18 protein-coding genes are annotated in these 23,847 nt (G+C 54.9%); 14 read left to right on the top strand and 4 right to left on the bottom strand.

The genetic code is table 11. The features are described from left to right. Positions 1-10: 10 nt before the first annotated feature. Entirely contained in the window at positions 11-2,356 is a 2,346-nt protein-coding gene (locus tag D3A97_RS15395; RefSeq protein WP_119079359.1) for an ATP-binding protein, read from the bottom strand. 91 nt (positions 2,357-2,447) lie between these two features. Here D3A97_RS15395 and D3A97_RS15390 point away from each other — a divergent pair, with 91 nt between their 5' ends. Then, the gene (locus D3A97_RS15390; protein WP_119079358.1) at positions 2,448-2,822 is read left to right on the top strand and encodes a YccF domain-containing protein; all 375 of its coding nucleotides are present in this window, start codon (positions 2,448-2,450) and stop codon (positions 2,820-2,822) included. Between the two features lie 3 nt (positions 2,823-2,825). Here the strand turns inward: D3A97_RS15390 and D3A97_RS15385 are convergent, their stop codons facing one another. Together D3A97_RS15385 and D3A97_RS15380 are read right to left on the bottom strand one after the other, a co-directional pair. Further along, complete coding sequence (locus D3A97_RS15385; protein ID WP_119079357.1) at positions 2,826-3,245, bottom strand: phage holin family protein; 420 nt, start codon at positions 3,243-3,245, stop codon at positions 2,826-2,828. A gap of 161 nt (positions 3,246-3,406) precedes the next feature. Next, entirely contained in the window at positions 3,407-6,154 is a 2,748-nt protein-coding gene (locus tag D3A97_RS15380) for a putative LPS assembly protein LptD (protein WP_157986571.1), read from the bottom strand. Positions 6,155-6,416: 262 nt separating this feature from the next. On the opposite strand from D3A97_RS15380, the gene D3A97_RS15375 reads away from it, so the two are divergent. From D3A97_RS15375 to D3A97_RS15340, 8 genes are all read left to right on the top strand, one after another. After that, entirely contained in the window at positions 6,417-7,658 is a 1,242-nt protein-coding gene (locus D3A97_RS15375) for an N-acetylmuramoyl-L-alanine amidase family protein (protein ID WP_157986570.1), read from the top strand. Between the two features lie 94 nt (positions 7,659-7,752). After that, positions 7,753-8,745 carry an MlaD family protein gene (locus D3A97_RS15370; protein ID WP_119079354.1) on the top strand — a complete coding sequence of 331 codons (993 nt, stop codon included), beginning with the start codon at positions 7,753-7,755 and terminating at the stop codon, positions 8,743-8,745. Between the two features lie 5 nt (positions 8,746-8,750). Further along, complete coding sequence (locus D3A97_RS15365) at positions 8,751-10,643, top strand: OstA-like protein (RefSeq protein ID WP_157986569.1); 1,893 nt, start codon at positions 8,751-8,753, stop codon at positions 10,641-10,643. Between the two features lie 23 nt (positions 10,644-10,666). Continuing rightward, complete coding sequence (nhaA, locus tag D3A97_RS15360) at positions 10,667-11,863, top strand: Na+/H+ antiporter NhaA (protein ID WP_119079352.1); 1,197 nt, start codon at positions 10,667-10,669, stop codon at positions 11,861-11,863. 78 nt (positions 11,864-11,941) lie between these two features. After that, complete coding sequence (locus D3A97_RS15355; RefSeq protein WP_119079351.1) at positions 11,942-12,409, top strand: hypothetical protein; 468 nt, start codon at positions 11,942-11,944, stop codon at positions 12,407-12,409. A 35-nt stretch (positions 12,410-12,444) separates the two neighbouring features. Next, the gene (locus tag D3A97_RS15350) at positions 12,445-12,978 is read left to right on the top strand and encodes a hypothetical protein (protein WP_119079350.1); all 534 of its coding nucleotides are present in this window, start codon (positions 12,445-12,447) and stop codon (positions 12,976-12,978) included. 261 nt (positions 12,979-13,239) lie between these two features. Beyond that, positions 13,240-14,754, top strand: a complete 1,515-nt coding sequence (locus D3A97_RS15345; protein WP_119079589.1) for an NAD(P)H-hydrate dehydratase — start codon at positions 13,240-13,242, stop codon at positions 14,752-14,754. Positions 14,755-14,839: 85 nt separating this feature from the next. Continuing rightward, entirely contained in the window at positions 14,840-17,056 is a 2,217-nt protein-coding gene (locus tag D3A97_RS15340; protein ID WP_119079349.1) for a sodium-translocating pyrophosphatase, read from the top strand. Positions 17,057-17,410: 354 nt separating this feature from the next. Here the strand turns inward: D3A97_RS15340 and D3A97_RS15335 are convergent, their stop codons facing one another. After that, positions 17,411-18,409 (bottom strand): helix-turn-helix transcriptional regulator, encoded by a 999-nt coding sequence (locus D3A97_RS15335; RefSeq protein ID WP_119079348.1) that lies wholly within the window; start codon positions 18,407-18,409, stop codon positions 17,411-17,413. Between the two features lie 93 nt (positions 18,410-18,502). Between D3A97_RS15335 and D3A97_RS15330 the strand changes: the two genes are divergently transcribed. From D3A97_RS15330 to D3A97_RS15310, 5 genes are all read left to right on the top strand, one after another. Then, entirely contained in the window at positions 18,503-18,712 is a 210-nt protein-coding gene (locus D3A97_RS15330; RefSeq protein ID WP_119079347.1) for a hypothetical protein, read from the top strand. Between the two features lie 176 nt (positions 18,713-18,888). Continuing rightward, complete coding sequence (locus tag D3A97_RS15325) at positions 18,889-21,264, top strand: TonB-dependent receptor (RefSeq protein WP_119079588.1); 2,376 nt, start codon at positions 18,889-18,891, stop codon at positions 21,262-21,264. Positions 21,265-21,270: 6 nt separating this feature from the next. Beyond that, positions 21,271-22,140 carry a DUF4249 domain-containing protein gene (locus D3A97_RS15320; protein WP_119079346.1) on the top strand — a complete coding sequence of 290 codons (870 nt, stop codon included), beginning with the start codon at positions 21,271-21,273 and terminating at the stop codon, positions 22,138-22,140. Positions 22,141-22,160: 20 nt separating this feature from the next. After that, a complete protein-coding gene (locus tag D3A97_RS15315; RefSeq protein WP_157986568.1) occupies positions 22,161-22,784 on the top strand; it encodes a hypothetical protein in 624 nt (207 codons plus the stop codon). A 157-nt stretch (positions 22,785-22,941) separates the two neighbouring features. Further along, positions 22,942-23,838, top strand: coding sequence for a sterol desaturase family protein (locus D3A97_RS15310; protein WP_119079344.1), 897 nt, complete (start codon positions 22,942-22,944; stop codon positions 23,836-23,838). Positions 23,839-23,847: the final 9 nt, after the last annotated feature.

The raw sequence follows: 23,847 nt of genomic DNA, 5'->3' as shown, positions 1-23,847 counted from the left end.
GGTTACCGGCTCATATCTTCATCCGCCGCACCTGCGCAATTTTTAGCAGCGTGGACAGCATCTCCCGCGGAAAGAACGGTTTATTCAGGATATCGAATATCCCTTTCTTCGCAAACTTCCGCCTCACCTCCGGCATAATGTCTGCCGTGAAAATAACGATGTGTATCTCGGGGTATTCCTGCCGGACAATTTCCGCCAGCGCGTACCCGTCCATTTCCGGCATGTGCAGGTCTATAAAAGCTACATCGTAGAGGCTGCCTTTTTCTTTCAGCAGCTCCAGGGCGCTTTGCCCGTCTGCCGCACAGTCTGGCTCAATGCCGAAATACTCCAGCTGCCGCCGGGCTACCATTACATTGATGGGGTTGTCTTCCACGAACAGCAGCTGCATGTTCCTGAATTTGTTGGCATAGGCGGAAATTTCGGAAACCTGCGTATGCGGGGTGAGCTTGTCTTTTTTGGCGGGCAGGTCAAACACCAGGTCGAAATAAAACTCGCTGCCCTCTCCCGGTTCGCTTTCCAGGGAAATGTGGCTGTTATGGAGGGCTATCAGTTTTTGCGTGATGGTGAGACCGAGGCCTGTGCCGGATTGTTTGCGCATTTCATTTTGCTGCACCTGCCGGAAGCTCTCGAACACCAGGTTATGTTGCTCCGGCGGAATGCCGATGCCGGTGTCTTTCACGGAAAAATGCAGCGTTATTTTTCCCGCCTTTTGCTCCACCACCGCCACAGACAGGTGGACCGTTCCCTGCTCCGTGTATTTGATGGCATTGCTCACCAGGTTGTTCAATATCTGGCTCAGGCGCACCACGTCTGCCATCACTTTTTTAGGAATGGCCTTGTCTACCGTGGTTTGCAGCGCAATGCCCTTTGCTTCCGCCAGTGAGGCGAACTGGTTGCGGATGTTCCGTACCAGGTCATGCAGGTTGACGGCGGAGGGGCTTAGCTCAAACTGCTGGCGTTCTATCTTGTTGAGGTCCAGTATGTCGTTGATAAGCTGCAGCAGGTGGTCTGCGGAAAACAGCAGGTTGCTGATGTATTCTTCCTGCTCCTGCGTGTAGTTGAGCTTGAGCAGGTTGGTAATGCCGATGATGCCGTTGAGCGGCGTTCTGATCTCGTGGCTCATGATAGACAGGAAATCAGACTTGGCCTTTGCCGCGTCTTCCGCCATTTCCTTGGCGCTGATCAGTTCCAGTTCGTCTTTTTTCTTTTGGGTGATGTCCATCAGTGCGCCCCTGATCATGACCACGCGGCCGTCTTTCACAACAGGGGTGCCGATCACGCGCACCCATTTGGGGGTGTTTTTGCGGGTGGTGATCCGCAGCTCTATATCGTAAGGTTTCTGTTCCAGTATCACGTCTTCTACCTGCCTGACCATTACAGGCCGGTCTGCTTCGTCAAAGAAGAGGATGCTGCTGTCAAAGTCAGGCACAAAATCTTCTTCCATTTCGTATATCACGTAGGTATGCCGCGTCCAGAATACCTGGCCGGTTTCCAGGTTGTATTCCCAGCCGCCGGTGTTGCTGAGCAGCTGGCTGACGTCCAGCAGCTGGTTGCTCAGCTCCAGGCTGTTCTTGGTCTCTTCCAGCCGCAGTTCCGCCAGCTTCCTGGCGGTAATGTCCTGTATGCTGATCACCATCACCGTATGGGCCGGGTCGGGCATCATGTACACCGGTTTGATGCTGGCCCTGAACCACTGGTCTATGTCTTCATAAAAATGTTTGTATTCCACCTCATGCGCCATACCCGTTTGCAGCACGGCGTTGATGGCCTCTACAAAAATAGCGGCCTGCGGGCCGAACACTTCCTGTACCGTTTTGCCCAGAAATTCCTCGCGGGGCATGAAGAGCTTGCTGTCATCATGTATCCATACATTCCTGAACACCTGGAGGCCATTGATCTCGAAGGTGATATCTTCCAGCGAAACAAGCAGGGCGTGCAGGTGGGCCGTTAGCTCCGCCTGGCGGCTCTCCGCTTCTTTTTCCGGGGTAACGTCCTGCACATAGCCCACCAGGCAACCGGCGCCGCCTGCCTGGCCGGCAACGGTCCGTACATGGGCCTTGAAGTAACGCAATCCGCGAACGGGGTGTTGCATGCGGTAAGCATAGATATACGGCGTTTCGGGGGTTTTCATGGCCGCTTGCAGGCCATTTTTCATACCGGGGATGTCTTCCTGCAGGATGTACTTCATCCAGCCCCTTCCCATAGACTCGTCAAACCCGATCCCCGATATCTTCTGCCACTCATCGTTCACAAAAAAACAGTTCCCCTCCATATCCGACATAAAAGCGCCAATAGGCGCAAGCTGCAAGGCCTTCTGAATGTAGCTCTCTTCCGCGCCCTGTAAGTAAGTGTTCATCGGTCAGGTTTAAAGATCAGACATAGACAGGTGATCCACACAATATTAACAATTTATTCAAAATCAACGGCTGTTTCCTACATTTATGCCTATGAACCTGATCGGTAACATCATCTGGCTGATATTCGGCGGCTTTTATTCTTTTGTAGGATATATGGTAGGCGGTTTCTGCCTTTGCCTCACCATTATCGGCATTCCCTTCGGCCTGCAGCTTTTCAAGATAGGCATTCTCACCCTCTGGCCTTTTGGCACCAGGGTGCGGGAAATACCCGGGGGCACCGGTTGCCTGGCCACTATCATGAACATTCTCTGGATCTTGTTCGGCGGCATCTGGGTAGCGCTGGGGCACCTGCTGTTCGGCTTTTTGCTGGCCATCACCATCATCGGCATTCCTTTTGCGCGGCAGCATTTCAAGCTGCTGTCCCTCACTTTTACACCGTTCGGCAAGGAGCTGTACCGGGCGTGACCGCTAGGCGTCCGTTTCCCCGCGCTGCAGTTTCTTCATGTACAGCGTAAGCAGCCGCAGCACCGGCGCAATGAAATACCGCGCAAACATGCTTGTGCTGTCAATGGCGTACAGGTTCTCGAAAATGGACGTGGTCTCAATGTAGATGAGCAATATCAGCAACCCGTCATTCATGTACTGCACTACGGGGTGCTCCTGCCGGAACGTGTTCATCAGTATGACAGACACCAGTATGGCGCCGATGTACTGGGTGAACTTGCGGGCGGTTTTGCGGTAGCCGGAAGAAGTACGGGCGGTATGGTGCATGAGGGCTTTGACGATGCCCGTGAACAGGTCCAGCATCATGGCAATAAATACCCATATCAGCAAGTTGAAGCTGGGGTGGAACACAATGGAAAAATCTCCGGTGAATAAAGTTTTCATAACAGTCTTTTTTTCATTTACACAATCGAAGTTCAAAAGTAGGCGGCCACTACCCTGCTCAATCTGCGTATTGAAAAAATATGCACTGTGGATAAAGATTTTCTTGTACGCAGGTTAGCTGCGCGTGCGGGCGGTATGGGATGGCGTATAGCGGCCGCCTGCTAGAAGTCGAAGAACTGCCGCGTTCGGTTCACCCGCAGGTCCCGCAGAATGCCGGCCTTGGGGTTGATGGTGATGCTGAACTGGCGGTAGCTGCCAAAGGGTACCAGGTTGATGCTCATTTGCCAGCAGTGCAGATCGCGCGAAATGGTGAGGTTGGTGTAGGAGATCTGCATCAGCCGGAAATCGAAACCGCTCGTCATGATAATTTTCCACTTGGGCGTAAGACTGAAATCTCCGCTGAAGCCGAGGTACTGGTTGAAGATGGTGGTATCCCGCAGGCGGTCTGCCGTGCGGCCGCGGGTATAGTTGAGGCTGTAAGAAAGGTCCAGCCGCCAGGGAATGTCAAAGTCCACATAATCTCCCGGGTTGGCGCGCATCATCTGCGCCTGCCGCTGCTGCTCCTGCAGCATGGCGTCTGGCGTTTGCTCCTCTTCCGCCAGCTCGTTTTTCAGTTTCTCTTTCTCCTTGCTTTTTTTGTCCTGGCTCTGGAAAGACGTGCTCAGGGCAATATTGGCATTGGTGAGGCGGCCGATGCTGAATTTTTCCCCGTTCCAGACGTATTTATCTATGCGGTAACCGTACTTGTCTACCTGGTAGGGGTCTAGCGTACCGCCAAAAGAGAGGTTCACTTTATCGAACAGGTTGGTGCGGGCATTGAGGGAGAACGGCGCCAGGTTAAAGGAATCCGCCACCAGGTTATAGCTGCTGGTAATGCCGAAACCGTCCAGTATCTTGATCTTTTTGAAACCGGAGGTGTCTTTGTCTGACCGCACTTTCATTTCCAGGTTATTGTCTATCCCGAAAGTGATACCGGCAAAGGTTTGGGCGGCGGAGGGGCCGAAGGGCGCGCCGTCGTAGTACGAAAAGCGTGACATGCGGCCCAGCGTATCACTCTGTACCATATAATAGTCCTTGCTGGCCAGGTCAGGAGAATAGCTGATGCCGACGTTGGGCCGCATCACGTGGCGCACCGCGGATACCTTCGAATTTTTGTTCTTGAAGGTGTACATGCCGTAAATGGCCGTAGCCAGGGAGGCGCCCGTGCTCATGGCGCTGCTGCGGTAAAAGCCGTTATTATAGGTAGTATCGTAGTTCAGGTTCTTGGGGTCCCAGGTCAGCACCTGCTGGCGGATGTACCATTTCTCCGTATAGTTGATGCTGGGGGACAGCGTCAGGTTCCGCATAACGGGGATGGACAGGGTGATGGGTATCTGGTGCTGCACGCCGGCCTGCAGGTTGTCAAACATGGCCGGGGTACCGAAGGTGCTGTCTACGAAACTGACATTGTTCCGCAGCAGGCCGTTGTAGCTGAGGCCTATTTTTTCGTACCATTTGGGACTGCCCACCATTTCTTTTTTCTGAAAGGGGTACAGGGTGTTGACGTTGAAAGACGCGTCCGGAAAGTTGATGTTCATTTTCCGGGTGGAGTTGTTCTGGTTATGCCCTGCCGCCAGGGTCAGGTTATACGGCTTGCCCACCCAGCTTTTGGAATAGTTGATGGAAGAGCTCATATTATTATTGAGCCTGGTGGCGGCGTCCGTTACGTTGTACTGGTTGTAGGAGGTGGTACCGAAGTTGACGCTGGCGCTGAAGTTGGTACCGGGGCGGGCCTTGCCGTCCATACTATGGCTCCAGGACACGCGGAAGTCTTTGGAAGTGGTGAACTCCTCCTTGATCTGCGGGTCGCCGCCAAATTTGCTGTTGGAGAACGCAATGTTCATGCCCCCGTTATACTTGTACCGCTTCCGGTAGGTGGGGCTCAGGGTAAGCCCCCAACTGCCGTAGGAGTATACGTCCCCCCTCACCGTCAGGTCCAGGTACTCCCCCAGCCCAAAGTAATAACCGCCGTTTTCCAGGCCTATGCCCTTCTGCTGGTTCACCACGTATTGCGGGGGCAGCAGGCCGGTGCGCTGGCCATGGCTGATGGGGAAAATGGCGAAGGGAATGAACAGCGGTGTGGGAATGCCCTCAATTTCCAGGTTGGCCGGGCCGGAAACGATCAGCTTGTCAGGTATCACCTTGATCTTGCGGGCCCTGAAGGCAAAGTGCGGCGTATCCAGGTTACAGGTGGTATAGCCGTTGCGGAAGCCGAAAACCGTGTTATCCGGCTGTTTTTTCACTTTGCGGCTGTTCACGTATCCCTCCCCGTACTGGGCGCGGGTCTGGTAGATCATGGCCTTCCCGGAGTTGAAATTGTACTGTACCGAGTCCATTTCGGAGCTGGTGCTGCCGTCATTCAGCACGGCCTTTTCAAACGGCTTGCCGGCGGTATCCACCCCCATGCGGGAGGTGAGGATGCCGGTGGCCTGGTTGAAATCCATGGTACTGCCGGTCAGCTGCGTCTGTTCATATTTTACGTCTGCCTTGTTATACAGGTGGAACTCTTTCTTTTTGACGAACATCACAATAGAGTCCTGCGCCTTATAATATACAGGCGCGCTGAGGCTGTCTCTGGATATGCGGATGGGTTTTATGGTGGTATCTGCCTGCGGGCGGCCGGCAGCATCTGTTGGCAGGAGGCCGGTGGAGTCTGCCCGGCGCTGCAGGCTGTCAGGCAGGGTAATGGTATCTACGGCTTTGACCGGAATGCTGTCTTTTCCCCTTTTAAAGGCCGGACGGCCGGTATCCGGCCGCGGAACGGGCACCGTATCTGTGAAAATTTTGTTAAAGTGAAACCCCGGAAATACGGATGCATGCGCTATTTCGTCTTTTAACAGGGCGGCTGCCGAGAATAAAAGAAGAATCAAAGGCAGGAACAGCCGCCTTAAAAAGTTTTTATAATTATTTTTGCAGTGAGGGTCCATGTGTTAAGCGGGCACAAACCTACATGATTTTATACAATTTATTACACAGAAAGCTAATGCTTTGTGCCTGTAATTAAGTGTAGATCTGTAGCGTTCAATTAATACAGACCCTCCCGGATCGGACACAACCCATTTAAAATTAAACGTTGACATGCGCTGGAAAAGAGTTTTATTTTCTGGACTCGGTATAGGATTACTCTATACTTTGTTCGTATATGCAAAAACTACACCGGATTTCCCTGTACAAGACAAGCCTATACGTACTATTGTAATTGATGCAGGCCACGGGGGGAGTGACCCCGGGGCGAGGGGTAAATATTCCGTTGAAAAAGACATAGCCCTGGCCGTTGCCCTGAAGCTGGGCAAAATAGTGGAAGACGCCATGCCCGATGTGAAAGTGGTATATACCCGTAAAACAGACCGTTTTGACGATGTAAGGCGCAAGGCGGCCATTGCCAATGAGGCGCAGGGAGACCTGTTCATTTCCATACACTGTAATTCCGCCGCTCCCCTTTCCCGCGTGGTGGGCCATAAAACCAGAACCTACCGGAACTCCAAAGGCAAGAAGTACACCAAGCGCGTGCCCGTTTACCAAAAGATACCCAACCCGGCCAAAGGTACGGAAACGTACGTATGGGCCACCACCAAGAACAACGCCAAGGCCGAGGCCCTGCGCAACAGCTCCGTGATCGTTTTTGACGCCAACTCCGAAGAAACGCAGCAGCTCATGAACGCCACAGACCCGGAAACGCTCATTATGCTCAACACCCTCAAGAACGTGTACTTTGACCAGAGCCTGCGCCTTTCCGGCCTGGTGGAAGACGAGTTCACCAAAGTGGGCCGCATCAGCCGCGGCGCCCGCCAGCGCAACGAAAAGGGCATCCTGGTGCTGCACGCTACCGCCATGCCCAGCGTACTGGTGGAGCTGGGCTTTATCAGCAACCCGGAAGAGGAAGATTTCCTGAACTCCAAAAACGGGCAGGATGAAATGGCCCAGTGTATCTACCGCGCCGTGAAAAGGTATAAAGACCAGCTGGAAAGAGTATACAACAACGCCGAGGCCGTACGCCGCGCGGCGCATGAACAGGCCGCAACGGCGCAAGCCCAGGCCCCTGCCCCGCAGCCCGTACAGCATATACCCGCCACCGTTAGTGCCCAGACCGAACTGCCGGCATCCGGCCCGCAGACGGCGGCAGACAATACCCACTACAAGGTGCAGCTGATGACCACAGAAAAAGTGTACGCCCGCGGCTCCTCCCTGTTCAGCAAGCTCAATGGCACCATTGAGCGGGAAGACGTGAAACAGGGGTCCCAGAAACTGCACAAGTACATCTGGGGCAATTTCCGCACTGAGGCAGAAGCGCACGCCGCCGTGTACAAAGCGCGCCAGCATGGTTTTAAGGACGCCTTTGTGGTCACCTACCAGAACGGGGAACGGGTAGATTAACCCGTTTTCCGGCCCGCCTTTTGCATGATTTATGTTTTCCTACAACTGCGCACCGTTGTTTTAACTATTTTTGCACGGACATTAACTTAACTCGATGAAGATATCCAACGAATCGAAAATAGGCATTCTATCCGCGGTCGCCATTGTGTTGCTGATATTGGGATTCAATATCCTGAAAGGCAGGAGCCTCTTTTCCAGTAAAAAAACGATATACGCCGTATACGGGCAGGTGAACGGGCTGGCGCCGTCTAACGCCGTTATGGTGAACGGGTTGACCGTAGGCAATGTTTTAAGCCTTGAAGTGATGGACAAGCAGGCAGGCCGCATCCTGGTAACCCTGCAGATCAATAAAGACATTGAGATCCCCAAAAACTCCGTGGCCCGCATCAGCTCAGACCTGCTGGGCACCCGCAAGGTGGAGATAGACTTCGGCAACACCACGGAAGTGCTGAAAAATAAAGATACCATCTACGCAGCGGTAGACAATTCCATCACAGACGCCCTGAAGGAACAGTTAAGCCCCCTGGTCAAAAAACTGGAGGTTACGCTGGGCGCGGTAGATACCCTGCTCATTACCGTCAACTCCGTGTTCGACACCACTACCAAAAACAACCTGCGCACGGCCGTGGCCGGCCTCAACGGTACCATGCAGCACCTGTCAAAAGCCTCCCATTCCATTAACGGCATGCTGGCAGACAACGGCTCCATCGGCAGCACCTTCAGCAACTTCGAGGCAGTGTCTGCCAACCTGAAAAACAATAACGACAAGATCTCCAACATACTCGGCAACTTTGACAAAGCCTCCGGCACACTGGCCAACGGGGAGCTGGATACGGCCCTTGCCCAACTGCGCGGCACGGTGGAGCAGCTCAACGGCGTGGTCACCAAGATCAACAGCACAGACGGTTCCCTGGGCCTGCTCATGAACGATAAAAAAGTGTACAACAACCTCCAGCACTCGCTCGGCAGCCTGAACAGGCTGCTGGAAGACCTCCGGTACAATCCCTGGCGGTACGTACACCTGAGCGTATTCGGAAGAAAAAATAAAGTGGTGCCGATCCCTTCAGATTCGGCGCAATTACAATAGTGAAAATGCTAAGAACATTTATTCTGCTGGCAGGATTGGGCGTAACCGGGCTACTGGCCGCCAACAGCCGGCACGCCGCAACTTTGCCCGCGCAGCCGCCACAGCAGGATACCACCAAAAGGATCCACCTGCTGCAGGCAAAGTCTGTGGAGAACATCGCCACAGACTCCGTAGACGAGCGGCGCTTCACCGGAGACGTGATCTTCCGGCAGGGCACCAGCCTGCTCTATTGTGACAGCGCGGTGATCAAGGCCCAGCAGAATATTGTGGAGGCCTGGGGCCATGTGCATATCAACCAGGACGATAGCATTCACACCTACTCCGACCAGTTGGTGTATGTTGGCGATACGCGCATTGCCACCCTCACCGGCAACGCCAGACTTACAGACAGCAAAATAGTGCTGACCAGCCCGCAGCTGGTATATGACATGAACACCAAGATCGGTACGTATGACAAGGGCGGCAAGCTGGTCAACGGAGAATCTGTGCTCACCAGCCAGGAAGGGTTCTATTACGCGGAAACAAAAGACGTTTATTTCAAGAAGAACGTAGAGATCGTAGACCCCGGCTTCACCCTGGGCACAGACACGCTGCTGTACAACTCCAACACCAAAATTGCCACCATACTGGCCCCTACCACTATTAACGACGGTAAGGCCACCATGTACGTGACCTCCGGGTTTTACAACACGGATAACGGGTATGGCAGCTTCGGCCAGCGGCCGGTGATAGAAGACAGCACCAACACCTTCACCGCCAACGAGATCCAGACAGATAAAAGCACCGGTATTTCCATTGCCACCGGCAATATGATCTGGCGGGACACCGCGCAGAAAGTGGCCGTGCTGGCCAATTACGGCATTGTGAACCAACACCTCAAGACCGTACTGGCCACGCAAAAACCGGTGATGCTGCTGGAAGGTAAAACAGATACCCTGTTCATAGCCGCGGACACCCTGTTTTCCGGCATCATCAAAAAAGACACCGTAGCGCCAAAACAAGACAGCGCCGCCACCGCCACCATGCGGCCCATTACGGAAAGGCCCGCGGTAACCGCCGTGCAAAGGCCCGCTATCAGGGACACGGCCGGCCACGCGGCCTTTAAAAAACTGCTGGACGGGGCTACAGACGCCAAAGACACCAGCAACATGGTGGCCGCCAAAACCCAGCCAGACACCAGCGGCCTGGCCGCCATCCGCAGCGCCGCCGCCATAGTGCCTGATACCGCCGCGCTGGCCGCCGCCATGCCTGATACCACCGGGCCCCGTGCTGACACGGCCCGCATCATCAGCCCGCAGGTAACCGCCGCACCGCCCCCCAGAGACACTACAGAAAAAAGGTTCATCATTGCCTATCACGATGTCAAGATCTATTCAGACTCCCTGCAGGGCGTGGCAGACAGTGTGTACTACTCCAGCGTAGACTCCATTTTCCGCCTCTTCCGCAATCCCGTGCTGTGGGCTAATGACAACCAGATGCTGGGCGATACCATTTTTCTGTTCACGAAAAATCAGAAGGCAGACCGCCTCCTGCTGGACCAGAACGCCCTTATTATCAGCGAGGCCGGGCCTGACATGTATAACCAGATCAAAGGCAACACGGTAATGGGCTACTTCGGGGAGGAAAAGCTGGATTCCATGCACGTGAACGGCAACGCGGAAAATATCTATTACGTGCAGGACGATGACAGCGCCTTTGTTTCCGTGAACCGGCTGCTCTCCGCCAATACCCGCATCTACTTCCAGAACGGGGAGCTGGAGCGGGTAGTGTTCGTCAAAGAACCGGAGGCCACCATGTTCCCTTTCACACAAATGCCGGAAGACCAGAAGCGGCTGCAGGGCTTCCGCTGGGAAATACACCGTAAACCAAAGTCCAAGTATGAACTGCTGGGCCAATAATTTTTTCACCTAAACACGATGGAATGATATTCGGGAGAACGATCAACAGACTTTTATCGCCCATTTACCAATTTTTGAGTGACAGCCGCGCTGTTGGCATTACACTGATCTCCTGCACCGTCATTTCCATCATCATTGCCAATTCTCCCTGGGAAGCAGCGTACACAGGCTTCTTCAATACCCTCTTTGACCCCGCCGGCGGGCATCATTACAACTTCAAAGGGCTGCACCTGCCCAACTCGTGGCTGCTGTGGATCAATGACGGTTTTATGGTGCTCTTCTTTTTCCTGGTGGGCATGGAGATCAAACGGGAGCTGACCGTGGGCGAGCTGCAGTCCATCCGCAAATCCCTGTTGCCCGTGCTGGCCGCCATAGGCGGTATGCTGGCCCCCGCCCTCATTTACAGCATCTTCAACGCCGGTACGCCTTTCCACCACGGCTGGGGCATCCCCATGGCCACAGACATCGCTTTTTCCCTCGGCATCCTTTCCCTGCTGGGCAACCGCGTACCGCTGAGCCTAAAAATATTCCTCACCGCCCTGGCCATTATTGACGACCTCGGCGCCATACTGGCCATTGCCATTTTTTATACGGAAGAGCTGCATTTGCTGTACCTGTACTGGGGCGCGGGCATACTGGCCCTGCTGCTGGTATTCAATTGGCTGAAGGTCAGGAACCTGTTCTTTTATTTCATTCCCGGCATCATTTTGTGGTATTGCATTTTCAACTCCGGCATCCACGCCACCATTGCAGGCGTATTGCTGGCCTTCTGCATTCCGCTAAACAAGATCAGCGCCCTGGAGCATACCCTGCACGACCCCGTGAACTTCATCATTATGCCCATCTTTGCGCTGGCCAACACCGCCATCCACTTTCCGCCAGACGTATTGCAGGCCTTTACGCACAGCGTGAGCTTCGGCATTGTGTCCGGGCTGGTGATCGGGAAGCCGCTCGGTATTTTCCTGCTTTGTTTCCTGGCGGTAAAGCTCCGGCTGGCCAGCCTCCCTTCCGGCACCAGCTGGAAGCAGCTGTTGGGCGTGGGCATGATAGCCGGCGTAGGTTTTACCATGAGCATTTTTATTGCCACGCTGGCCTTTGACGATGCCGAAACACAGGTAGTGTCTATCATGTCCGTGATCACGGCTTCCGTTATAGCGGCACTGGCGGGTTTCATTTTTTTAAAGACATTAAGCAACCGGCAAAATAAAACGGCCTTATAGCCGTTTCTGTTACGACCTTTGCCCTTACACTGTTCTCACCATATGCCTTTGGCATTGTTATTGCAAATATTACATCACATGAGATACCGCATCATTGCTGCTATGCTGACATTATGTTTTGCCGGTACTGCCAAAGCACAGCAGGCAGCCGGGCAACTGGAAGCCGGGGTTAGAGTGGGCCTGCCGCTGGGCGTTACAGGAAGATATTTTTTTACGGAACACTCCGCGGTAGAAGGCATTGTAGGGCTGTACAACAGGACCGCGTCCCTTACCGGATTGTACCAGTACCACTGGGACCTGTCAGAACTGACCGCCCCCGGGGTAGGCTGGTACGCAGGCGGCGGGGCGCACCTGGGCACGCGCAGAATAGACGGCAACAGCGAATTTCTGGCAGGGATAGATGCCATTGCCGGCGTGAATTACATCTTTGAGAAGATACCCCTGAACCTGAGCCTGGACTGGAAACCCGCCATTCATTTCACTACCGCTTCAGAACTGGCGGAGTTCGGTATTTCAGCACGGTATGTTTTCGGAAGAAAGAAATAAGTACGATCAACATTTTTTCTAAATAAACAAACTATATGAAAAGGATCTTGTTGCTCTTCGGAGTACTTTCTTTGATGGCCTTCCAGGCAAATGCACAACGCCGGACCAGTGGCGGCGGAAACCCCGGCGACTATCACACGGCGCTGGGCCTCAGGGTGAACCCCTGGCTGGCTGGTTTCACGGTAAAGCACTTCCTGAACGGGCCGCATGCCATTGAAGGCATCGTACACCACTATTTCTGGAATGGCAACGATGAGTCTAACGTGACCTTCACCGGCCTGTACGAATACCACTGGAACGTGTTTGGCAAGTCTGAGTGGAACATGTACGCCGGCGGCGGCGCCCACCTGGGTTTCTGGAACGGCCGTTACTGGGACAACAATGGCCGCAGGCGGAATGACACACACGTAGTAGGAGGCCTGGACGGCATCTTTGGCGTGGAGTACACGTTCAAGAACATTCCGCTGAACCTCAGCGCCGACCTGAAGCCTTATTTCAACTTTAACGGTTACAACGATTTTATCGGTGAACAGATCGGCGGGTTCTCTGTAAGGTATACCTTCAAATAAGCCAACAACTTCTTTCTTTAAACAATGGCGCGCCTGTTGAGGGCGCGCTTTTTTTTGCCTGCCATGCAGGAGCGCCGGCCGCGCAAGGCGGCGCTCCTGCATGGCGTATACCCGGTGGTGACGTGGAGCATAGCATGCCCGTGTAACGGCGCCCCCGCCCTTCGCCCGCGGTTATGCCGGTACCCTCCTGCTTCCCCCAAATCCGCGGAAACGCTTATATTTAACATCCGGGCCATTCCCGGAACAACCAATACTGTTCCCATGAAAATATTGTCAGCCAGACAGATCCGGGAAGCAGACGCCTACACCATTCAGCATGAACCGGTGAGCAGCCTGCAACTGATGGAAAGGGCCGCGGCGGAATGCGCCGGCTGGCTGGCGCATTCCTTTGGCGAAGCGCCCCCCTACTATGTTTTCTGCGGCATGGGCAACAATGGCGGGGACGGCCTGGTGATCACCCGGCTGCTGCGCGCCAATGGTTATAACGTGCAGGCCTATATGGTGCATCATGCAGACGCCCCTTCCGCAGACAATGCCGCCAACCAGGCAACCGTAGCGCCCATACAGCATATTCACGCCCTCACGGAGTTCCCGGAAATGGAAGCGCCCGGCATTGTGGTAGACGCCATTTTCGGCACCGGCCTCTCCCGCCCCGTAGAAGGCTGGGTAGCCGGTATCCTCCACAAGATCAACGACGCCGGCGCCAGGCACACCATTGTGTCCATAGACATGCCCTCCGGGCTGATGGCAGACAGCAGCAACGTACACGCACCGTGTATACATGCCCGTTATACGCTCAGTTTCGAGTTTTACAAACTGGCATTCCTGCTGCCGGAAAATGCCGCGCGCACGGGCCAGGTAGAAGTGCTCCGCATTGGCCTGCACCCCGCGTACACCGCGGCGGCGCCAACAAAATACCACCTTACGGACGCGCAGATCATACAGACCATTTACCAGCCGCGCGCTCCATTTGCGCACAAGGGCACCTATGGCCATGCCCTCATCATTGCCGGCAGCCACGGTAAAATGGGCGCCGCCATACTGGCCGTCAAGGCCTGTTTGCGGGCAGGCGCCGGTCTGGTAACGGCGCATGTGCCGCAGTGCGGCTACAACATCATGCAAACCACCATACCGGAGGCCATGTGTGAAACAGACGAGGAAGTAAAGTACAGCAGCCAGTTTCACGAAGCCTTCCGGCTGCACCGCGCGCCAGACTACGCGGCCATCGGCATAGGGCCGGGCATCGGTACGGGCCACGCCACCGCCGGCGCGCTGGAAAAGCTGCTGCAGCTCTACCACAAGCCCATGGTGCTGGACGCGGACGCCCTCAACATCATCAGCACCTACCCCGCCCTGCTGGAAAAAATACCCGCGGGCTCCATACTCACCCCGCACCCCAAAGAATTTGAACGCCTCTTCGGCCCTTCTCCCGATCATTTTGCACGGCTGGAACTGCTCTCCGCCAAAGCCTCGGCGCTGGGCCTGTACATTCTGCTCAAAGGCCGCTACAGCGCCATGGCCTGCCCTGACGGGGCGGTATATTTCAACCCCACCGGCAACCCCGGCATGGCCACCGGCGGCAGCGGGGACGTGCTCACCGGCATGCTCACCGGCCTCCTCAGCCAGGGCTACGCCCCCAAGGCCGCGCTGCTGCTGGGCGCCTGGCTGCACGGCCAGGCGGGAGACCTTGCCGCCAGCGACGTATCTGAAGAAGCCATGGTGGCAGAAGACATTGTTTACTATCTTGGCCAGGCCTGGCTACACATTCAAAAATAATCGAATGCAATAGCACTAGTAAAATAAATTCTAATACATTATCTTCGTCAACCTTGTAACAAATTAAAAAGGCCAAACACCAAGTATGAGTATAGTTTACATTGTTCCACTGTTCGGACTGATAGCACTGTTATTTACAGCCATCCAAAGCGCCTGGGTAACACGCCAGGATGCCGGTAATGAAAGGATGACGGAAATTGCCAAACATATTGCCGAAGGCGCCATGGCCTTCCTGAAGGCAGAGTACAAGATCCTCACCTATTTTGTGATCATAGCCGCCCTGTTATTGGGCTACATGGGGTATTCCCACGCCAGCTCGGACTGGACCATTGCACTGACCTTTATTATAGGCGCCATCTTCTCTGCCACGGCAGGTTTTATAGGCATGAAAATAGCCACCAAAGCCAATGTGCGTACCGCGCAAGCCGCCCGCACCAGCCTTTCCCGCGCGCTGAAAGTTTCTTTCACCGGCGGGTCTGTAATGGGCATGGGCGTTGCCGGCCTGGCCGTACTGGGCCTGGGCAGCCTCTTCATCATTCTCAAAGCCTACTTTGGCGCGGAAGCCAACTCCGCTGAAATGATCAAGACCATTGAAGTGCTCACCGGCTTCTCCCTGGGCGCGGAAAGCATTGCGCTGTTTGCCCGCGTAGGCGGCGGTATCTATACCAAAGCGGCAGACGTAGGCGCAGACCTGGTAGGTAAAGTTGAGGCCGGCATCCCGGAAGATGATCCCCGCAACCCCGCTACCATTGCGGATAACGTGGGAGACAACGTGGGAGACGTGGCCGGTATGGGCGCAGACCTTTTCGGTTCCTATGTGGCCACCGTGCTGGCTACCATGGTACTGGGCGTTGAAACATCTTCGGTAGACAGCTTTGGCGGTATTGCCCCCATCCTGCTGCCGATGTTCATTGCCGGCATCGGTATCATTCTGTCTATCATCGGTACCTTCTTTGTAAGAATAAGCGAAAGCACCGGGCTTAACACCGGCGCGGTACAACGCGCGCTCAACATGGGCAACTGGGGCTCCATCATTCTCACCGCTGTTGTATGCTACTTTGCCGTGAACTGGATGCTGCCCGATACCATGAACCTGCGCGGCCACGAGTTCACCAAAGGCGGCGTATTCGGCGCCATCATTGTGGGCCTGGTAGTAGGTACGCTCATGAGCATCATCACCGAGTATTTCACCGCTATGGGCAAACGCCCGGTGAAATCCATCATCCGCCAGTCTTCTACCGGCCACGCCACCAACATTATCGGCGGCCTGGCCGTAGGCATGGAATCTACCATGCTGCCCATTCTGGTATTGGCCGGCGGTATTTACGGCTCTTACGCATTTGCTGGCCTCTACGGCGTGGCTATTGCCGCCGCCGGTATGATGGCCACCACCGCTATGCAGCTCGCTATTGACGCCTTCGGCCCCATTGCGGACAACGCCGGCGGTATTGCCGAAATGAGCGAACTGCCCAAAGACGTACGTGAAAAAACAGACATCCTGGACGCCGTGGGCAACACCACCGCCGCCACCGGCAAAGGCTTTGCCATTGCCTCCGCCGCACTCACCGCCCTGGCGCTGTTTGCCGCTTATGTAGGCGTAGTGAAAGCCAACGGGTACGACCTGCAGGATGCCATCAACATTTATAAAGCAGACGTGCTGGCCGGCCTCTTCGTAGGCGCCATGATCCCCTTCATTTTCTCTTCCCTGGCCATCCGCGCCGTAGGTGAAGCGGCCATGAGCATGGTAGAAGAAGTGCGCCGCCAGTTCCGCACCATTCCCGGTATTATGGACGGTACCGGCAAACCGGAATACGACAAATGCGTGGCCATCTCCACAGAGGCCTCCATCAGGAAAATGCTGCTCCCCGGCGGCATCGCCATCATTTCCCCCCTGCTGGTCGGTTTCATTTTCGGGCCCGAGGTGCTGGGCGGCTTCCTGGCCGGCGCTACCGTAAGCGGCGTGCTGATGGGCATGTTCCAGAACAACGCCGGCGGCGCCTGGGACAATGCCAAGAAATCTTTTGAGAAAGGCGTGGAGATCAACGGGGAAGTATACTACAAAAAATCAGAGCCTCACAAGGCTTCCGTAACCGGAGATACCGTAGGTGACCCCTTCAAGGACACTTCCGGCCCCTCCATGAACATCCTTATCAAACTGATGTCTATTGTTTCCCTGGTAATTGCGCCTACCCTGGCCGAAATGCACGGGAACGGGCATTCTGCGCAGAAAATAGCGCCTGAAACGAAAAAGGTGGCTGCCACTGCCCCCGCGGCAGAAAAGGCCGTTATTGCGCTGAAATAGGCTTATTCTGACGATAATGTTAAAAGGCCGCCCCGGTTGAGGGCGGCCTTTTATTTTTCCCGCGTATTTAGGTCGGAACTAGGTGTGATATAGGTCTAATATAGGTCTAATATAGGTGTGATATAGGTCTAACATAGGTGTGATATAGGTCTGATATAGGTCTAACATAGGTCTAACCTAGGTGTGACATAGGTCTAACCCAAGTAGGACATTTTACAACCAACACATTTTCAATTACTTGTATAGTATTTCTGCAGAAATGGCCCTTATTTTGACGCACCAAGGCTTATAACCTGCTTTAAATCAACATGTTAATTGTACCTATTTTTTCGGCGGCAGGCGTCCCCGTTCTTTTTAGATGCCGTGTTTAACCTCTCGCGGGCTGATCCCGAACTTTTTCCTGAACGAATGGCTGAAATGCTGCAGGGAAGAATACCCCAGTTCCCCGGCTATTTCCGTGAAAGAGAGCCTGCCCTCCCGGATGAGCTGCCGCGCCTGCTCCAGCCGGTAATCACTCAGGTAGCCGAACACGGTATTGTCAAATACCTTCCTGAACCCGTTCTTCAGCTTGAACTCGTTGATGCCCGCCTTGCGCGCCAGCTCGCTGAGTGACAGGGGGGCCTGCGCGTTGGCCAGCAGCAGGTCACGCGCATGGTAGATCCTTTCTTCATCCGTTTTGCTCACCTTGCCGGGCCCGGTGGTGCCGCGCAGGCTTTCCTGCTCTATCTGCTCACATTGCAGGGCCAGCAGCTCTATGGCCTTGGATTGCAGGAAGAGCTTTTTAAGCCCGCCGGTGAAATGGCAGTGGCTTATTTCGTCTATCACCTGCATCATGCGGGGCGTAATACGGTGGCCCTTCTTCAGGTACACCGGCTGCCGCTTTTCCACCTGCTCCGCGTACTTGTCCAGCACCGGGCCGTTGTTGGCGGCCAGTTCTATGAACTTGTTTGTGCAGAAACTCAGGCCGAACACTTTCATGTCCGGCTGCTGCTCTATTCTCAGATGTTCTTCCGAAAAGGGATTGTATACGATGTTATGCTGCAGGCTGGAGGTAACCAGGTTGCTGGCCACCCCTTCCAGGCTGGAGGTGATCTCTCCCTGCAGCATGAAATGCAGGCCTATCAGGCGCAAGGCATCGTTGCTCTGCACATGCAGCCGCTGCTTTACCTCCATGCTGCCGTAGCCCATGATGAAACCGTCAAAATGCATTTCCCTGAACCGGGCCTGCCCGCAGGCAATGTCTATCTGATGGTCCGTTTCCACCAACTGGGGCGTGTTGAAGTGCTCCTGAAGATATTGATCTTCAAATTGGTAAAGCACTTCCTTGTGATCGTTCCTGATGGTAACCGGCATAAAAATCCGTTAAGTGTAAATAATAATCCGTTTAATATAAGCCCAACTCACCGCTGCGTACGAATTTTGCGTAAAATTATTCAATTCAGGCACATGATCGGCATCTTCAAAACTAACATCAGTACCCTGCAGGATAAGCATACGGTCGTAAACGCCATTGCCGGCCATTTTCGTACCTCCGCCTGCACCATAGACCTGGAAGATTGTGACAAAGTACTCCGGGTGGTCTGCCAGCAACTGGAAGAGAACAAGGTGATCGCCTTTGTGCGCAGCCTCGGCTACCAGTGCGCCATGCTGGACTAAAAAGCAGCGCCACATTGAAATTGCGCCCTTTTTTACTGATAAAACATGATATTCATCAGGTAACCCCTCATTTCCCCTTTTTATATTTAATGATGATTTATAGCTCCCTTCATAGGGGTAACACCTACTTTGCACGTCATATTCCCGGAAACACACAAAGGCAAATGAAAACCAATATGAAATCAACAGCAAAAGCGTTTATATGCATCTGCCTGCTGGTGCTGGGCGCCCTCGGGGCCTCCGCGCAACAGCAGCAGCGCTATACCGTAAGCGGCTATGTGAAAGACGCACAATCCGGCGAATCGCTGATCGGCATTTCCATAGGCAAGCCCGGCACCACCATTGGTACCGTTACCAATGAGTACGGCTTTTATTCCCTCACCCTGCCGGCAGGCCAGCACGAACTGCAGTACACCTACATCGGGTACGCCCCCACCAAAATGACGGTAGACCTCACCAGCAATAAAAGGCTGGATATCAAACTGGCACAGGCGGACCGCCAGCTGAACGAAGTGGTGGTAACCGGCAAACACCAGGAAAAAAGCATCAACACCCTCAGCACCAGCCTCAACAAGCTGGACATTGCCGAGATCAAAAAACTGCCTACCCTCATGGGTGAGGTAGACGTACTCCGTACCATCCAGACCCTGCCCGGCGTCAACACCGTGGGCGAAGGCGCGGCCAGCTTCAACGTGCGCGGCGGCAACGGGGATGAGAACCTCATTCTGCTGGACGAAGCGCCCGTATACAACTCCACCCACATGCTCGGTTTCTTTTCCGTGTTCAACCCGGACGCGGTGAAGAACATCAACCTCATCAAAGGCGGCTTTCCCGCGGAATACGGCGGCAGAACGGCCTCCGTGCTGGACATCCGGATGAAGGACGGCAACAACCAGCGCCTCGGCCTCACCGGCGGCATCGGGAACATCTTCAGCCGCCTGGCGGTAGAAGGCCCGCTGAAAAAAGACAAGTCGTCTTTCATTGTTGCCGCCCGCCGCTCTTACATGGACATTATGATGAAACCTTTCCTGAAGGGCGATATGAAAGACACCAAACTGTATTTCTACGACCTCACGGCCAAAGTGAACTTCAATCTCAACAAGAACAACAGCCTCTTTGTCAGCGGTTACCTGGGGCGCGATGTGTTCGGCTTCGGCAACCAGGCAGACCTCAACTGGGGCAATACCACCGGCTCCATCCGCTGGAACCACATCTTCAACAGCCGCCTCTTCCTCAACCTCACCACCTACTATACCAAATATGACTATAGCCTGGCGTTCAAGAGCGATGCGGACGAGACCGTGAAGCAACAGTTCAAATGGACCTCCAACATCATCAACTATGGCGTGAAACCGGCCTTTACCTATTACATCAATGCCAGCAACACGCTGCATTTCGGCCTGCAGGGCACGTACTACACCTTCAAACCCGGCAAAGGCACCTCGCAGGAAGATGACCGCTATTCCGAAGTAGTGGTGAAAGACAAACACGGCCTGGAAACCGCCGCCTACCTGGACCATGAATGGAAGGTCGGCAACCGGTTCGGCATACAGTACGGCGTACGCCTCTCCGGCTTCCAGTTCCGCGGCAAAAGCACCGCCTACTATTATGCGGACACTACGCCCGGCATCCGCAAACGCCTGATCAACGAGCAGGAATTTGCCGCCGGCAAGAACATTGCGGACTATTACTTCCTGGAGCCGCGCCTCTCCGCCAAATATTCGCTGAACAGCACCTCCGCCGTAAAAGTGGCCTACAGCCGCTCCGCGCAATACATGCACCAATTGAGCAACACCGCCTCTCCCACCCCGGTAGACATCTGGACGCCGGTGACCAACAACGTGAAACCGCAGCTCACAGACCAGTTCACCGCCGGGTATTTTTATAACGCGCCCGGAGACAAGTTCGAAATATCAGCGGAAGTGTTCTACAAGACCATGAAAGACCAGCTGGACTATATAGACGATGCGGACCTTGACCTCAACGAGTACATAGAAGCAGACCTGCTGGCCGCCAAAGGCCGCGCCTACGGGCTGGAGCTGTACGCTAAAAAAGATGTGGGCAATACCACCGGCTGGATCAGCTACACCCTCTCCCGCACAGAACGGCAAACGCCCGGCCTCAGCCAGAACGAGTGGTTCCTGAACCGGTATGACAGGCCGCATAACGTGAACATCGTGGTGAGCCACGAGTTCTCCAAACGCGCCAGCCTCGGCGCCAACTGGGTGTTTGCCTCCGGCACGCCCGCCACCTTTGCGGACAGCCGGCTGGAGTACCAGGACTGGGACATTCCCTACAACACCACGGAAAGAAGGAACAACTACCGCCTCAAACCCTTTCACCGCCTCGACCTGTCTTTCACCTACAAAGGCAAACAGCTCAAACGCTGGAAAGGCGAATGGGTGTTCTCCCTGTACAACGTATACGCGCGCAGGAACGCCTACACCGTGTACTTCAGGCAAAACCCGGACGATGCCAGCAAGAAAGAGGCCATCCGCCTCTCCATCATCGGCTCCATCATACCCGGCATTACTTACAACTTCAAATTCTAGCAACAGATGAACAGGATATACAGCACATTGGCCATACTTGCAACCGCCGCGGCCTTTACCGCGTGTGAAGATGTGATAGACGTGGAAGTGCCCAAGGGCAAAGTGATGCCGGTAGTAGACGCATGGCTCACAGACGAGCCCGGCGCGCAAAGCGTCCGCATCACGGAAACCGTGCCCTACACCAGCCAGGCACCCGCCCCCGTTGTTACAGACGCGGTAGTGACCATTACGGACCTCACGGAAAATAAAACCTACAACTTCACCTTTGCGGACGGGAAGTACACCCACAACCCCGGCGCGGGCATCAGCATCGGCAAGCTCAACCATGCCTACAAACTGCGCGTGGAGCTGAAGCAGCAGGTGTATGAAGCGATAGACACCATTAAACGCGTACCCGCCATAGACTCCATCACCTACGAGTTCAAGAAGGCGGAAGATTCCGGCAGCGGCGAAGAAGGGTATTACGCCCGTTTCCATGGCCGCGACCTGGGCGGGGCAACGGACTATTACTGGATACGCAGCTACCGCACTACAAAAGACAACCGCGTGGCAGACGGTTTTGCGGTAGACGGGTCTTTTTCAGAGAACGTGTCTGACAGCTCCATTTTTATTGTGCCCATCAGCGAAAGCATTACCCGCTGGGACAAACCGTTCCAACTGCATGAGACCATTATTGTACGGCTGGCGGCTGTTACGAAGCCTACCCACACTTTTCTGGTGCATGTCAACAACCAGCTGAACAACGGCGGGCTGTTTGCCAAAATATTGGAAAACGTAAAAAGCAATATCCTCAACACCAACACCGGCAGCCAGGAACGCGTACTCGGCTGGTTCGGCGCTTCATCGGTAACGTTCAGGGAGAAAAAAGTAGAATAGTACATCTTAAAAAAAACGGTATGAAAATCGGTAAATTATGTTTGCTGGCGGCGGCGCTGCTGCTGGCCCAATACAGCTTTGCCCAGCGATCAGGCATTGAGAGCCTTGCCGGCAACGGCAAAGGCAAAATAAGGGTAGGCGGCTTTGGCGCGCCCACGGTGAAGTTCACTACGTTCAACAAAGAAATGGGCCTGCTGCTGGGCGGCTACGCCGGCGTAATGCTCAACAGCCAGCTGATGCTGGGCGCGGGCGCCTACGGGCTGGTGAACAATATAGAAGCGCCCCGCGCCGATCCCGCAGACCCCACCCTGTACTGGAACATGTGGTACACCGGCTTTGTGCCCGAGTACACCATCAGGGGCAACAAACTCTTTCATGTGGCCGTAGGCGCGCTCATTGGCGGCGGCGGCGTGATGAAGAACGAAAGGTACCACCATGGCTGGGATGACAGTGAGCCGCAAGACTACAGCAGCTTTTTTGTGGGCGAGCCGCATGTGAACTTTGAAATGAACATCACCTCGTACCTGCGGGTGGCCGTTGGCGGCTCCTACCGCTTTGTGCAAGGCTCCGGCACGCCCGGCATCACAGATGACAGGCTGAGCGGCCCCGCGGCGCATTTCACCATCAAGGCAGGGCGGTTTTAGGCGGGCAGGCCCCCCTTAATGCCCCGGCGGAACAATGGCGGCGGCCCGCGCGGTCAGGAATTACGGAGAACGGACGGTGTCTGAAAATTCAGTAACTTTTGGCAAAGAGAATACCGGCACAATGCCCGTTTATCCGTAATTCCTGATCCGTTCTACCATGCCAGACCTGATCCACTACGCCATCCCTGGCTTTGTACTGCTGTTGCTGGCAGAAGTGATCTTCTCCGCCTGGGACAAACGCGGCCTTTACGAAACAAAAGACGCCGCCAGCAGCATTGCCATGGGGCTGGGCAACGTAGCCATAGGGCTGGTCACCAAAGGCGTGATCTACGTAGTGTACGATCTTGTCTACCGCTACCGCCTCTTCACCCTGGATGCGGGCGTGTGGTGGGTATGGGTAGCCTGCTTTTTTGCGGACGACCTCACATATTACTGGTTTCACCGCATCAGCCACAACGTACGTTATTTCTGGGCCTCCCATGTAGTACACCATTCCTCCCAACGGTACAACCTCTCCACCGCCCTGCGGCAAACGTGGACGGGCAACCTCTCCGGCACCTTCCTCTTCTGGGGCTGGATGCCGCTGCTGGGCTTTCACCCCGCCATGGTGATGAGCATGCAGGCCATCAGCCTCATTTACCAGTTCTGGATACATACCGAGGCAGTGCGCAAGCTGCCCCGGCCTTTGGAGTTCATCCTCAACACCCCCTCCCACCACCGCGTACACCACGCGTCTGACCTGCAGTACCTGGACAGGAACCACGCCGGCGTACTGATCATCTGGGACCGCCTGTTCGGCACCTTTGAACCGGAAAAAGAAAGGCCCGCCTACGGCCTCACCACCAACATCCACACTTACAACCCTTTACGTATAGCCACGCACGAGTGGGCGGCCATAGCCGCAGACCTGCGCAAAAGCCGCCGGCTGCGCCACTGGCTCCTGTACCTCTTTGGCCCGCCCGGCTGGAGCCACAACGGCAGCCGCAAAACCACCCGGGAGCTGCGGAAGGCCGCCGCAACACAGGCAGAACAGGGCGTGCGGCCCCCTGCATAACAGCCATCC

The organism is Chitinophaga alhagiae (genome assembly GCF_003568665.1).
GTDB lineage: Bacteria > Bacteroidota > Bacteroidia > Chitinophagales > Chitinophagaceae > Chitinophaga > Chitinophaga alhagiae.
The sequence above is the reverse complement of the archived record's forward strand: the minus strand, read 5'-3'. Positions and strand labels throughout refer to the sequence as shown.

What these genes read in the sequence shown, in the direction of transcription:
- D3A97_RS15395 (WP_119079359.1), bottom strand. Translation starts at nt 2,356, where the DNA reads ATGAACACTTACTTACAGGGCGCGGAAGAGAGCTACATTCAGAAGGCC.
- D3A97_RS15390 (WP_119079358.1), top strand. Translation starts at nt 2,448, where the DNA reads ATGAACCTGATCGGTAACATCATCTGGCTGATATTCGGCGGCTTTTAT.
- D3A97_RS15385 (WP_119079357.1), bottom strand. Translation starts at nt 3,245, where the DNA reads ATGAAAACTTTATTCACCGGAGATTTTTCCATTGTGTTCCACCCCAGC.
- D3A97_RS15370 (WP_119079354.1), top strand. Translation starts at nt 7,753, where the DNA reads ATGAAGATATCCAACGAATCGAAAATAGGCATTCTATCCGCGGTCGCC.
- D3A97_RS15365 (WP_157986569.1), top strand. Translation starts at nt 8,751, where the DNA reads ATGCTAAGAACATTTATTCTGCTGGCAGGATTGGGCGTAACCGGGCTA.
- nhaA (WP_119079352.1), top strand. Translation starts at nt 10,667, where the DNA reads ATGATATTCGGGAGAACGATCAACAGACTTTTATCGCCCATTTACCAA.
- D3A97_RS15355 (WP_119079351.1), top strand. Translation starts at nt 11,942, where the DNA reads ATGAGATACCGCATCATTGCTGCTATGCTGACATTATGTTTTGCCGGT.
- D3A97_RS15350 (WP_119079350.1), top strand. Translation starts at nt 12,445, where the DNA reads ATGAAAAGGATCTTGTTGCTCTTCGGAGTACTTTCTTTGATGGCCTTC.
- D3A97_RS15345 (WP_119079589.1), top strand. Translation starts at nt 13,240, where the DNA reads ATGAAAATATTGTCAGCCAGACAGATCCGGGAAGCAGACGCCTACACC.
- D3A97_RS15340 (WP_119079349.1), top strand. Translation starts at nt 14,840, where the DNA reads ATGAGTATAGTTTACATTGTTCCACTGTTCGGACTGATAGCACTGTTA.
- D3A97_RS15335 (WP_119079348.1), bottom strand. Translation starts at nt 18,409, where the DNA reads ATGCCGGTTACCATCAGGAACGATCACAAGGAAGTGCTTTACCAATTT.
- D3A97_RS15330 (WP_119079347.1), top strand. Translation starts at nt 18,503, where the DNA reads ATGATCGGCATCTTCAAAACTAACATCAGTACCCTGCAGGATAAGCAT.
- D3A97_RS15325 (WP_119079588.1), top strand. Translation starts at nt 18,889, where the DNA reads ATGAAATCAACAGCAAAAGCGTTTATATGCATCTGCCTGCTGGTGCTG.
- D3A97_RS15320 (WP_119079346.1), top strand. Translation starts at nt 21,271, where the DNA reads ATGAACAGGATATACAGCACATTGGCCATACTTGCAACCGCCGCGGCC.
- D3A97_RS15315 (WP_157986568.1), top strand. Translation starts at nt 22,161, where the DNA reads ATGAAAATCGGTAAATTATGTTTGCTGGCGGCGGCGCTGCTGCTGGCC.
- D3A97_RS15310 (WP_119079344.1), top strand. Translation starts at nt 22,942, where the DNA reads ATGCCAGACCTGATCCACTACGCCATCCCTGGCTTTGTACTGCTGTTG.